Below are 12,660 nucleotides of genomic sequence, written 5' to 3'. Positions count from 1 at the left end.
GGACCCGGCCAAGGCGGCCCCCACCCCCGGGGCACTCGGCGGCCCCGGAACACCCGACGGCCCCAGGCCATCCGGCGGCCCCCGGACACCCGGCGGCCCCGGCACGGCAAGCGGCACCGCCGCCCCCGGCGGCGCCCCGCGCGCCCGTCACCCCCGCCGGCACCGCCCTCCCCGCTGTCCCCGCCGTCCCCCCGGCACCACCGCCCCGGCCCCCCGCCGCCCCCTCCGGCGTCCGGGGTGGCCGGCCACCCCGTTGACAGCGGGCGGTGGCGGGCAAAGACTCGGGGCGGCGGGCGGCGATCTTCGTACCGGCCGCCGGCCCCGAGCCCGGTACCGCGGGGAGGGCGCGCGCAGCGAGCGGCGCCGGACCGCGACGACAGCGAGGACGCACCCTGATGACCGAGCCCCACCCGCGCACGACCCTGCGGGACGTCTACATCGTCGACGCGGTACGGACACCGGTCGGCAAATACGGCGGCGCGCTGGCCGGGGTCCGCCCCGACGACCTCGCCGCCCACGTGCTGCGCGCCCTGGTGGGCCGCACCCCGGAGCTCGACCCGGCCCGGATCGACGACGTGTACTTCGGCGACGCCAACGGCGCGGGCGAGGACAACCGCAACGTGGCGCGGATGGCAGTGCTGCTCGCGGGGCTGCCGGCGACCGTCCCCGGCGTCACGGTCAACCGGCTGTGCGGATCCGGGCTGGAGGCCGTCATCCAGGCGGCCCGGGCCATCGCGCACGGCGACGCGGAGATCGCGGTGGCCGGCGGGGTGGAGTCGATGAGCCGGGCGCCCTACGTGCTGCGCAAGCCGGACCGGGCATTCCCCGCGGGCCACCAGGAGATGTTCTCCTCCACGCTCGGCTGGCGGATGGTCAATCCCCGGATGGCGCCGGAGTGGACGGTGTCGCTGGGCGAGGGCGCCGAGCTGGTCGCCGACCGGCACGGCATCACCCGCGAGCAGCAGGACGTCTTCGCGCTGGCCAGCCACCAGAAGGCGGTCCGGGCCTGGGCGTCGGGCGCCTACGCCGGCGAGGTGGTGCCGCTGCCGGACGTGGACCTGCTCCGCGACGAGACGGTCCGGGAGAACTCCTCCCTCGGGGCGCTGTCGAAGCTGAAGCCGGTGTTCCGGCCGGCCGGCGGCACCGTCACCGCCGGCAACTCCTCCCCGCTCAACGACGGCGCCGCGGCGCTGCTCCTGGTCGGCGAGGAGGGGCTGCGGGCCACCGGGCGCGAGCCGCTGGCCCGGATCCGGGCCAGCGCGGTGACCGGTATCGAGCCGCAGCTGTTCGGGCTGGGACCGGTCGAGGCGGTCCGCCGGGCGCTGGACCGGGCCGGGCGCGGCTTCGACGACCTGGCGGTCTGCGAGCTGAACGAGGCGTTCGCGGCCCAGGCGCTGGGCTGCCTCGCCCAGTGGCCGGAACTCGACCCCTCGGTGGTCAATCCGCGCGGCGGGGCGATCGCCATCGGGCACCCGCTGGGCGCCTCCGGGGCCCGGCTGGCCGGCGCGGTCGCCCACCAGCTCGCCGCCCGCGGCTCGGGCACCGGGCTGGCCGCCCTGTGCATCGGCGTCGGCCAGGGCCTGGCGATGGTGCTGGAGCGCTAGCCAGGGGGCCGCACGGTCCCGTCCGCCGGGCGGCGCCCCACCCGCCCGGCGGCGCCCGTACGCCCCGCGGCGCCCGCACGTCCGGCGGCGCCCCCACGCCCTCTCGCCGCACCGGGCGATGCCCCCTTCACTCCGGTGCCCCGTCCCTCCGGCACTCCGCCACTCCACATACTCCGGTACTCCAGGACAGGGCCCCGGCCCCCGGCCCCCGGGCCGGCCCCCGGCGGGCGGCCGCCGGGGCCGTGGGGCACACTCGTTCAGCAATCAACTGTCCCCGTTCTCCCGGAGGTTGGCGCGATGGCCCTGCTCGATCCCAAGGACTGGTGCGCCCTGCGCGGCGGTCCGGCCGAGGCGGTGGAGCCCGCGACGGGCGCGGTGCTGGGCGAGCTGACGCTGGCCGCGCCCGCCGATGTCGCGGACGCCGCGGCCGCGGCCGCGGCGGCGCAGCGGGACTGGGCGCGCAGACCGTACACCGAGCGGGCCGCGGTGCTGCGCCGGGCCGGCGATCTGATCCACCGGCACGCCGCGGAGATCGGCGAGTGGCTCGTCCGGGAGGCCGGCAGCGTCCGGGGCAAGGCCGATTTCGAGATCCGCACCGCGGCCGAGGAGTGCTATGAGGCCGCCGCGCTGGCCCACCGCCCGCTCGGCGAGGTGCTGCCCTCGGGCGCGCCGCGGCTGTCGTTCACCAGCCGCCTGCCGGCCGGGGTGGTCGGGGTGATCGCGCCGTTCAACGTCCCGCTGGTCCTGGCGCTGCGGTCGGTGGCGCCGGCCCTGGCGCTGGGCAACGCCGTCGTCCTCAAGCCCGACCCGCGCACGGCGGTGTGCGGCGGGCACGTGGTGGCCGCGGTGTTCGCGGAGGCCGGGCTGCCGGCGGGACTGCTGCGGGTGCTGCCCGGCGGCGCGGACGCCGGGCGGGCGCTGGTGGCGGACCCGCGGGTGCGGGTCATCTCGTTCACCGGCTCGACCGAGGCCGGCCGCAGCGTCGGGGAGCTGGCCGCGCGCCACCTGAAGCGGGCCCATCTCGAACTGGGCGGCAACAGCGCGTTCGTGGTGCTGGAGGACGCCGATCTGGACGCCGCGATGTCCACGGCCGCCTGGGCGTCCTTCTTCCACCAGGGCCAGGTCTGCATGACGGCCGGCCGGCACCTGGTGCACGCCTCGCGCTACGAGGAGTACGTGGAGCGGCTGGCGGCGAAGGCGGACGCGCTGACCGTCGGGGACCCCTACCGCGCGCAGGTCCACCTCGGCCCGGTCATCGACCGCGGGCAGCTGCGGAAGATCGACGCGCTGGTGCGGGAGAGCGCCGCGGCGGGCGTGCGGATCGCGGCCGGCGGCACCCACGAGGAGCTGTTCTACCGGCCGACGGTGCTCGCCGACGCGGGCCCGGCCGCCGGGGGGCCGGGGCCGCTGGGCGCCAGCCCGGCGTACGGGCAGGAGGTGTTCGGCCCGGTCGCGCCGGTGCGGGCCTTCCGGGACCCCGACGAGGCGGTGGCGCTGGCCAACGAGTCCGCCTACGGGCTGGCGCTGGGCATCGTCACCCGCGACGCGGCCCGCGCCCTGGAGCTGGCCGACCGGATCCCCACCGGGCTGCTGCACATCAACGACCAGACGGTCAACGACGAACCGGTGGCGGCCTTCGGCGGACTGGCCGATTCCGGGACCGGCTCCCGGTTCGGCGGCGCGGCCAACCTCGACGCGTTCACCGAGACCCGCTGGACGACGGTCCGCGCCACCCCGGCCGGCTACCCGTTCTGACCGCACCACCGGTCCGCCGGCGGTGCGCGCCCGGCCGCCACCCGCGATCATGGGGCCGGGCGGACCGGGCAGGGATAGGACCCGCCTTGAGCGGTAACGCTCGGAAACGGGCAGGAACGAGCAGTTCCGTACGGACGTGCGCGGGCACGCGGGAGACGAGCGGGAGGACGCGGTATGGCGGTGCCGGAGCGGCTGGTGGTCATCGGTGGGGACGCGGCGGGGATGGCCGCCGCGTCGCAGGCCCGCCGCCTGAAGGGGCCGGACGCGCTGCGCATCACGGCGTTCGAGCGGGGCCACTTCACCTCGTACTCGGCGTGCGGGATCCCCTACTGGGTCGGCGGCGCGGTGGACGGGCCGGACGCGCTGATCGCGCGGACCGCCGAGGAGCACCGGGCCCGGGACATCGACCTGCGGCTGCGCACCGAGGTCACCGCCCTCGACCTGGACAAGGGCCGGGTGCGCACCCGGGCGCTGGACGACGGCGGCCGGGAGGAGTGGACCGGCTTCGACAAGCTGGTGATCGCCACCGGAGCGCGGCCGCTGCGCCCGCCGCTGCCGGGCATCGACGCCCCGGGGGTGTACGGGGTGCAGACGCTGGACGACGGGCAGGCGGTGCTGCACGGGCTCCAGGGGGCGCCGGGCCGCCGGGCGGTGGTCATCGGTGCCGGCTACATCGGCGTGGAGATGGCCGAGGCGCTGGTCCACCGCGGCTTCTCGGTGACGGTGCTGGAGCAGAGCGACCAGCCGATGTCCACGCTCGACCCGGACATGGGCGCGCTGGTGCACACCGCGATGTGCGGTATGGGCATCGAGGTGGTGACCGGCGCCCGGGTCACCGAGGTGCTGACCGGGGAGGGCGGACGGGCCCGCGCGGTGGTCACCGAGGACGCCGAGTACCCGGCCGACGCGGTCGTCCTGGGGATGGGCGTGCGCCCGGAGACCTCGCTGGCCGAGGCGGCCGGGCTGCCGCTGGGCGCGTCCGGGGGGCTGCGCACGGACCTGGCGCTGCGGGTCGCCGGGCAGGAGCACCTCTGGGCCGGCGGCGACTGCGTCGAGGTGCGCGACCTGGTCACCGGCGAGCCCCGGCACATCCCGCTGGGCACCCACGCCAACAAGCACGGCCAGGTCATCGGCGCCAACGTGGCCGGCGGCTACGCGACCTTCCCCGGGGTCGTGGGCACCGCGGTGAGCAAGGTCTGCGACCTGGAGATCGCCCGCACCGGGCTGCTGGAGCGCCAGGCCGAGGCGGCGGGGCTGCGGTTCGTCGCCGTCACCGTCGAGTCGACCAGCCGCGCCGGCTACTACCCCGGCGCCCGCCCGATGCACGTGAAGATGCTCGCCGAGCGGCGCACCGGCCGCCTGCTGGGGGTGCAGATCGTCGGGCGGGAGGGCGCCGGGAAGCGGGTGGACGTCGCCGCGGTGGCGCTCACCGCCGGGATGACCGTGGAGCAGATGACCGCGCTGGACCTGGGCTACGCCCCGCCGTTCTCGCCGGTGTGGGACCCGGTCCTGGTGGCCGCCCGCAAGGCCGCCGCGGCGGTGCGGGAGGCGGGGGCCTGACCCCTGCGGGCCGCGCCCCCGCCGCCGGTCAGCGCGCGGTCTGCGTGTGGACGTACTCCACGAGGCGGGTCAGCGCGTCCGGGTCGGTGTTCGGCAGCACGCCGTGGCCGAGGTTGAAGACGTGGCCGGGCAGGCCGGCGGCCGCGTCCAGGACCTCGCGGGCCTTGGTCTCGACGGCCTCGCGGGGGGCGAAGAGCACGGCCGGGTCGAGGTTGCCCTGGAGCGCCTTGCCGGGGCCGACCCGGCGGGCCGCCTCGTCCAGCGGCACCCGCCAGTCCGCGCCGACCACGTCCGCGCCGGCCTCGCCCAGCAGGCCGAGGAGTTCGCCGGTGCCGACGCCGAAGTGGATCCGCGGGACGCCGTAGGAGGCGACCGCGTCGAAGACCTTGGCGGAGGCCGGCAGGACCGCGCGCCGGTAGTCGGCCGGGGCGAGCGCGCCGACCCAGGAGTCGAAGAGCTGCACGGCGGCGGCGCCGGCCTCGATCTGGACCTTGAGGAAGGCGGCGGTGATGTCCGCGAGCCGGTCGAGCAGGTCGGCCCACAGCTGCGGGTCGCCGTACATCAGGGCCTTGGTGTTCTCGTGGTTGCGGGACGGGCCGCCCTCGACGAGGTAGCTGGCGAGCGTGAAGGGGGCGCCGGCGAAGCCGATCAGGGGGGTGGCCCCCAGCTCGCGGGTCAGCAGGCCGATGGCCTCGGTGACGTAGGGGACGTCGGAGGGGTCCAGCGGGCGCAGCCGCTCCAGGTCGGCGCGGGTGCGGACGGGGTTCTCCACCACCGGGCCGACGCCGGGCTTGATGTCCAGGTCGACGCCGATGGCCTTCAGGGGCACCACGATGTCGCTGAAGTAGATGGCGGCGTCCACGCCGTGCCGGCGGACGGGCTGGAGCGTGATCTCGGTGACCAGCTCGGGGCGCATGCAGGAGTCGAGCATCGCGATGCCCTCGCGGACCTTGCGGTACTCGGGCAGCGAACGGCCGGCCTGGCGCATGAACCACACCGGCGTGTGCGGCACCGGTTCGCGCCGGCACGCCCGCAGGAATGCCGAGTCGTACGTAGCGGTCTGCTGCTGGCCCGTAGGGGCGTCGTTGGCGCTCACGCGGCAAATCTTCGCATGCGCCCGGCGACAGCTCCGAATGGGCGACGCGCGCACCGGGTGTCCTCCCCGTATGAGCGCCGTCTTCCGCCTACCCTTCCGGGCATGGCTGCGGCTCACGAACACCTCGCGGACAGCGCGGACGAGACCCCGATCCCCTTCCGTCAGGCGGTCGAGGCGCTCCGCGCGGCACGACTGCGGCCGGAGATCGAGACCGGCCCGACACCCGCCCCGAAACGGCTCGCCCCGTACGCGTACGCGCTGGAGGCGACGGTGGTGGAGCGCGGCGCGGGGGCGGACGGGGAGGACCGGGACCTGGCGGACGGGCGGCTGGTGGTGCTGCACCAGCCGGCCGGCGACGAGACCTGGCAGGGCACGTTCCGGGTGGTGACGCTGGCCCGGGCGGAGCTGGAGCCGGAGATGGGCACCGATCCGCTGCTTCCGGACGTGTCATGGTCCTGGCTGACCGGGGCGCTGGAGGCGCGCGGGGTGCGCTACGGGGCGCCGAGCGGGACGGTCACCCGGGCCGGGTCGCACTACTTCGGCGGGCTGGCGGCGCGGGAGCCGGCCACCCAGATCGAGATCCGGGCGTCGTGGACGCCGGCCGAGGGGCCGGGCGGGGTGCCGGACCTGGCGGCGCACCTGGCGGCCTGGTGCGATCTGCTGTGCCAGGTGGCCGGGCTGCCGCCGGCGCCGCTCGACCCGTCCCCGCACGGCGGCGTGGTGCCGCTGCCGCAGCGCCGCGGTCCGCAGGCCCGCTGAGCCGCAGGCACGGCGACGACCGAGCGCCGCGTGTCCGGGTTGTCCCGGTGCGCGGCGCTTCGTCGTTTCCGTACGCCTGTGATCACCTCGAGGTGCACTGCGTGCTCACCTTGATCGCTCACGCATCCGATTTGCCCGAATTGCCCCTAACTAAATCGTGATCAAACTCTAAAGTCCCGCCGGATTGCTGCCGAAGAGGTCAGTGACCCTTCAAACACGGATCATTCCGGCTTTCCCCAGCCGGCTTCCGTCCCCCGCCACTCCCCAGGAGGCCCGGTGTCAGTTCTCCTTGAGCAGCCTTCGAGCCTGGTCGCCTACCGCCCGAACAAGCCGACCGCCATGGTCGTCGTGGCCGACCCCCGCGTCCGCTCCACCGTCACCCGTCACCTGTGGGCGCTCGGCGTCCGCGACGTGATCGAGGCGTCGTCCATCGCGGAGGCCCGCCCCCGCGTCGGCAACCCGCGCGACATCTGCGTCGCCGACGTCCACCTTCCCGACGGCTCCGGTCTGACCCTGCTGTCCGAGACCCGGGCGGCCGGCTGGCCCAACGGGCTCGCGCTCTCCGCCGCGGACGACATCGGCGCCGTGCGCAACGCGCTGGCCGGCGGCGTCAAGGGCTACGTCGTCACCGGCACCCGCACCAACCTCGGCCTGCCGGGCCGGCCGGGCGCCGCCCCGATCGGCGCCAACGCCGCCCGGATGCAGCGCCGCCCGCCCGGCGCCCCGGGCCACCCCGGCGGCTACCGCGAGCTGTCCGGACGCGAGGTCGAGGTGTTGCGGCTGGTGGCGGAGGGCCAGTCCAACAAGGCGATCGGCGTCTCGATGGGACTGTCCGCACTGACCGTGAAGAGCCACCTCGCGCGGATCGCGCGCAAGCTCGGCACCGGCGACCGCGCCGGAATGGTCGCGGTCGCGCTGCGCACCGGCATCATCCACTGAAAACCCCACCGCACGCCCCGTCCCGCCCGTCGAGGGAAGATTCCCCCGACGGGCGACGCGCATCCACAGATACCCTTGACTGGTGACCGACGCCCAAAAGACCGCAGCAGACACGACACTGCGAGCACCCGGAGAATCGCCTCCGGATTCCCGACCGGCGCCGGTACCCCTACTGGAACCCCGCGAGGGCATCCCCCCGGTGACCGCGACGCCCGAGGCGTTCGCCGAGGTCGTCGCCGCCTTCGCGGCGGGCCGCGGCCCGGTCGCGGTGGATGCCGAGCGCGCCTCGGGCTACCGCTACGGCCAGCGCGCCTACCTCGTCCAGCTGCGCCGCGAGGGCGCCGGCAGCGTCCTGATCGACCCGGTCGGCGTGCCCGACCTGTCCGCGCTCGGCGAGGCGATCTCCGGTGCCGAGTGGGTGCTGCACGCCGCCACCCAGGACCTGCCCTGCCTGCGCGACATAGGGATGGTCCCGGACCGGCTGTTCGACACCGAGCTGGCCGGGCGGCTGGCCGGTTTCGCCCGGGTCGGCCTGGGCGCCATGGTGGAGAACGTCCTCGGCTACGCCCTGGAGAAGGGCCACTCCGCCGTCGACTGGTCCACCCGCCCGCTGCCCGAGCCCTGGCTGCGCTACGCCGCGCTCGACGTGGAGCTGCTGGTGGACCTGCGGGACGCGCTGGAGGAGGAGCTGGCCCGGCAGGGGAAGCTGGAGTGGGCCCGGCAGGAGTTCGCCGCGATCGCCGCCGCTCCCCCGCCGCCGCCCCGCAAGGATCCCTGGCGCCGCACGTCCGGTATGCACAAGGTGCGCCGGCGCCGGCAGATGGCGGTGGTGCGGGAGCTGTGGACGCTGCGCGACCAGGTCGCCCAGCGGCGCGACGTCTCGCCCGGCAAGGTGCTGGGCGACGCCGCCATCATCGAGGCGGCGCTCGGCCTGCCGCCGAACACCCACGCGCTGGCCGCGCTGCCCGGCTTCGGGCACCGGATGGGCCGGCGCCAGCTGGAGCAGTGGCAGGCCGCCGTGGACCGCGCCCGGGCGCTGCCGGACAGCGAGCTGCCGCAGCCCGGCCAGCCGCTCAACGGCCCCCCGCCGCCCCGCGCGTGGGCCGACAAGGACCCGGCCGCGGCGGCCCGGCTGACCGCCGCGCGGGCGGCGGTGACGGCGCTCGCCGAGCGGCTGAACCTCCCGCAGGAGAACCTCATCACCCCCGATACGGTCCGCCGGCTGTGCTGGGAGCCGCCGGCCGGTCCGACCCCGGAGACGGTCGCCGCCGTCCTCGCCGGCCACGGCGCCCGTCCCTGGCAGGTCGAACTGGTCACGCCGGCCCTCACCGAGGCCCTGGTGGCCAACGGCTCCTGACCCGGCCCCGCTCCGGCGGCCCGCACGGCCCCGGCCGCGCCCCCACGGGCACGACCGGGGCCGTTCGCGTCCGCGCACCGGCGGCTTCCGGCCACCCGCCGGTGTGACGTTCACCGCTCCGGGCGAGGGGGGTGTGCAGCGTGGTTACCCGTAAGTAGCATGGGCGTGTGACGCGTCCTCCGGGGCGCGCCCGCAGCAGTGCCATCCCGCACCTGGAGGAGAGCCAACGTGCCTCGTACCGCTAGGGACGTCGTCTTCGTCGACGGCGTCCGCACCCCGTTCGGCAAGGCGGGCCCGAAGGGCATTTACCACGAGACCCGCGCCGACGACCTGGTCGTCAAGTGCATCCGGGAGCTGCTGCGCCGCAACCCGGACCTGGACCCGGCCCGGATCGACGAGGTCGCCCTCGCCGCCACCACCCAGATCGGCGACCAGGGCCTGACCCTGGGCCGCACGGCCGCCATCCTGGCGGGGCTGCCGCAGTCGGTGCCCGGCTTCTCGGTCGACCGGATGTGCGCCGGTGCGATGACCGCGGTGACCAGCGTCGCCGGCGGGGTGGCCTTCGGCGCGTACGACATCGCCGTGGCCGGCGGTGTCGAGCACATGGGCCGGCACCCGATGGGCGAGGGCGTGGATCCCAACCCCCGCTTCGTGTCGGAGAAGCTGGTCGACCAGTCCGCGCTCTTCATGGGCATGACGGCGGAGAACCTCCACGACCGGCTGCCGCACCTGACCAAGCAGCGCGCCGACGAGTACGCGGTGCGCAGCCAGGAGAAGGCCGCCAAGGCGTACGTCGACGGCAAGATCCAGGCCGACCTGGTGCCGATCTCGGTGCGCCGCACCAACCCCGAGGGCGGCGAGACCGGCTGGGGCCTGGCCACCGCCGACGAGCCGATGCGCCCGGGCACCACGCTGGAGAATCTGGCCGGTCTGAAGACCCCGTTCCGCCCGCACGGCCGGGTCACGGCGGGCAACGCCGCCGGCCTCAACGACGGCGCCACCGCCTCGCTGATCGCCGCCGAGGACGTCGCCCGCGAGCTGGGCCTGCCGGTCAAGATGCGGCTGGTGGACTACGCGTTCGCCGGTGTCGAGCCCGAGGTGATGGGCATCGGCCCGGTCCCGGCGACCGAGAAGGCGCTGGCCAAGGCCGGTCTGACGATCGACGACATCGGCCTGTTCGAGATCAACGAGGCGTTCGCCGTCCAGGTGCTCTCGCTGCTCGACCACTACGGCATCGCCGACGACGACCCGCGGGTCAACCAGTACGGCGGCGCGATCGCCTTCGGCCACCCGCTGGCGTCGTCCGGCGTGCGCCTGATGACGCAGCTGGCGCGGCAGTTCGAGGAGCAGCCGCACGTCCGCTACGGCATCACCACCATGTGCGTCGGCTTCGGCATGGGCGGCACCGTTATCTGGGAGAACCCGCACTTCGAGGGGGCAGGCAAGTGACCACGACCGCTGAGCTGTTGAAGGGTGCGGCCGAGCTGTTCCCCGACGAGGTCGTCACCCAGGCGCACGTGCGCCACCTCGACCTCCCCCGGGGCGCGGGCCGGTTCGCGCTGATCACGCTGGACAACGGCCTGGACCACACCAAGCCGACCACCTTCGGCCCGCAGTCGCTGGCGAACCTCAACGCCGCCATCGACCAGGTCGAGAAGGAGGCCGCGGAGGGCGCCGTCACCGGCGTCGGCATCACCGGCAAGCCGTTCATCTTCGCGGTCGGCGCCGACCTCAAGGGCGTCGAGCTGCTGGGGCGGCACGAGGACGCGCTGGCCATCGGCAAGGGCGGCCACGACGTCTTCAAGCGGCTGGCAGGGCTGGCCGTGCCGACCTTCGCGTACTACAACGGCGCGGCCATGGGCGGCGGGGTCGAGGTCGGTCTGCACTGCACCTACCGCACGGTGTCCAAGGCGCTGCCGGCGTTCTCGCTGCCCGAGGTGTTCCTGGGTCTGGTGCCCGGCTGGGGCGGCTGCACGCTGCTGCCGAACCTCATCGGCGCCGACAAGGCCGTCTCGGTCATCATCGAGAACTCCCTCAACCAGAACAAGCAGCTCAAGGGGCAGCAGGTCTTCGACCTCGGCATCGCCGACGCGCTGTTCGAGGGCGCGGACTTCCTGGAGCGGTCGCTGGACTGGACCGCGGCGGTGCTGACCGGCGCCACCGAGGTCTCCCGCCCCGAGGTCGACCGCGGCGAGGCGTGGGACGCGGCCGTCCAGCGCGGCCGGGCGATCGCGGACGGCAAGGTGCACGGCGCGGCCCCGGCCGCCTACCGCGCGCTGGACATCATCGCCGCCGCCAAGAACGGCGACCTGCGGCAGGGCTTCGACGCCGAGGACCAGGCGCTGGCCGACCTCATCATGGGCGGCGAACTACGCGCCGGCATCTACGCGTTCAACCTCGTGCAGAAGCGCGCCAAGCGGCCGGCCGGTGCGCCGGACAAGTCGCTGGCCCGGCCGGTCACCAAGGTCGGCGTGGTCGGCGCCGGCCTGATGGCCTCACAGCTGGCCCTGCTCTTCGCGCGCCGCCTGGAGGTGCCGGTCGTCCTCACCGACATCGACCAGGCCCGTATCGACAAGGGCGTGGCGTACGTCCACGGCGAGGTCGACAAGCTGCTGCTCAAGGGCCGGATCAACCAGGACAAGGCGAACCGCCTCAAGGGCCTGGTCAGCGGCCACCTCGACAAGGCCGCGGCGTTCGGCGACGCGGACTTCGTCATCGAGGCCGTCTTCGAGGAGATGGGCGTCAAGCAGCAGGTGTTCGCGGAGGTCGAGGCGGTCGTGCCGGAGCACGCCGTGCTCGCCACCAACACCTCCTCGCTGTCGGTCACCGAGATGGCCTCGAAGCTGAAGCACCCCGAGCGGGTCGTGGGCTTCCACTTCTTCAACCCCGTCGCGATCCTGCCGCTGCTGGAGATCGTCCGGGCCGAGAAGACCGACGACGCGTCGCTGGCCACCGCCTTCGCGGTCGCCAAGTCGCTGAAGAAGACCGCGGTGCTGGTGAAGGACGCCCCGGCGTTCGTCGTCAACCGCATCCTGACCCGCTTCATGGGCGAGATCCAGAACGTCATCGACGAGGGCACCCCGGTGGCCACCGCCGAGCGGGCCGTCGAGCCGCTCGGGCTGCCGATGTCCCCGCTGGTGCTGCTGGAGCTGGTCGGCCCGGCGATCGGCCTGCACGTCTCGGAGACGCTGCACGGCGCGTTCCCGGACCGCTTCACGGTCTCCCCCAACCTCAAGGCGGTCGTGGAGGCCGGCAAGCGCGGCTTCTACGTCTACGACTCCGGCGCCCCGGAGCTGGACCCGGAGGTCGCCGCGCTGCTGAAGCAGGGCGACACCGTGCTGACCGAGGAGCAGGTCCGCGACCGGGTGCTGGACGCCGTCGCGCAGGAGATCCGCCTGATGCTGGACGAGGGCGTGGTGGCCGAGGCGCAGGACATCGACCTGTGCCTGATCACCGGCGCCGGCTGGCCCTTCCACCTGGGCGGCATCACGCCGTACCTGGACCGCGAGGGCGTCTCGGAGCGGGTGACCGGCAAGAAGTTCCTCGCCCCCGGCGTCGCGAGCGTCCCCGCGTAGCGGGCGCGCGCGGCA

The 12,660-nt window shown here is 74.9% G+C and carries 9 protein-coding genes; 8 read left to right on the top strand and 1 reads right to left on the bottom strand.

Going from position 1 to position 12,660, the window contains the following annotated elements; genetic code table 11:
- The first annotated feature begins 395 nt into the window (after positions 1-395).
- From MUU72_RS25655 to MUU72_RS25645, 3 genes are all read left to right on the top strand, one after another.
- A complete protein-coding gene (locus MUU72_RS25655) occupies positions 396-1,604 on the top strand; it encodes a thiolase family protein (RefSeq protein ID WP_248015765.1) in 1,209 nt (402 codons plus the stop codon).
- A 297-nt stretch (positions 1,605-1,901) separates the two neighbouring features.
- Entirely contained in the window at positions 1,902-3,359 is a 1,458-nt protein-coding gene (locus tag MUU72_RS25650; RefSeq protein ID WP_248015764.1) for an aldehyde dehydrogenase family protein, read from the top strand.
- Positions 3,360-3,533: 174 nt separating this feature from the next.
- On the top strand, positions 3,534-4,919 hold the full coding sequence (locus MUU72_RS25645) for an FAD-dependent oxidoreductase (RefSeq protein ID WP_248015763.1): 1,386 nt from the start codon (positions 3,534-3,536) through the stop codon (positions 4,917-4,919).
- A gap of 28 nt (positions 4,920-4,947) precedes the next feature.
- Here the strand turns inward: MUU72_RS25645 and hemE are convergent, their stop codons facing one another.
- Positions 4,948-6,015, bottom strand: coding sequence for a uroporphyrinogen decarboxylase (gene hemE, locus MUU72_RS25640; RefSeq protein ID WP_248015762.1), 1,068 nt, complete (start codon positions 6,013-6,015; stop codon positions 4,948-4,950).
- 102 nt (positions 6,016-6,117) lie between these two features.
- Here hemE and MUU72_RS25635 point away from each other — a divergent pair, with 102 nt between their 5' ends.
- The 5 genes from MUU72_RS25635 (at position 6,118) to MUU72_RS25615 (ending at position 12,645) form a co-directional block, all read left to right on the top strand.
- Positions 6,118-6,774 (top strand): DUF3000 domain-containing protein, encoded by a 657-nt coding sequence (locus tag MUU72_RS25635; RefSeq protein WP_248015761.1) that lies wholly within the window; start codon positions 6,118-6,120, stop codon positions 6,772-6,774.
- Positions 6,775-7,050: 276 nt separating this feature from the next.
- On the top strand, positions 7,051-7,713 hold the full coding sequence (locus tag MUU72_RS25630) for a response regulator transcription factor (RefSeq protein ID WP_016573641.1): 663 nt from the start codon (positions 7,051-7,053) through the stop codon (positions 7,711-7,713).
- A gap of 82 nt (positions 7,714-7,795) precedes the next feature.
- On the top strand, positions 7,796-9,070 hold the full coding sequence (locus MUU72_RS25625; protein WP_248015760.1) for an HRDC domain-containing protein: 1,275 nt from the start codon (positions 7,796-7,798) through the stop codon (positions 9,068-9,070).
- 228 nt (positions 9,071-9,298) lie between these two features.
- Positions 9,299-10,519: a thiolase family protein gene (locus MUU72_RS25620; protein WP_248015759.1), complete on the top strand. Its 1,221-nt coding sequence runs from the start codon at positions 9,299-9,301 to the stop codon at positions 10,517-10,519.
- Positions 10,516-12,645 carry a 3-hydroxyacyl-CoA dehydrogenase NAD-binding domain-containing protein gene (locus MUU72_RS25615; protein ID WP_248015758.1) on the top strand — a complete coding sequence of 710 codons (2,130 nt, stop codon included), beginning with the start codon at positions 10,516-10,518 and terminating at the stop codon, positions 12,643-12,645. Before MUU72_RS25620 ends, MUU72_RS25615 begins: the two co-directional genes overlap by 4 nt.
- Positions 12,646-12,660: the final 15 nt, after the last annotated feature.

This window comes from Streptomyces rhizoryzae (assembly GCF_023155275.1).
GTDB lineage: Bacteria > Actinomycetota > Actinomycetes > Streptomycetales > Streptomycetaceae > Streptomyces > Streptomyces rhizoryzae.
Note: the sequence above shows the minus strand (reverse complement) of the source record. Positions and strands in the feature narration are given on the sequence as shown.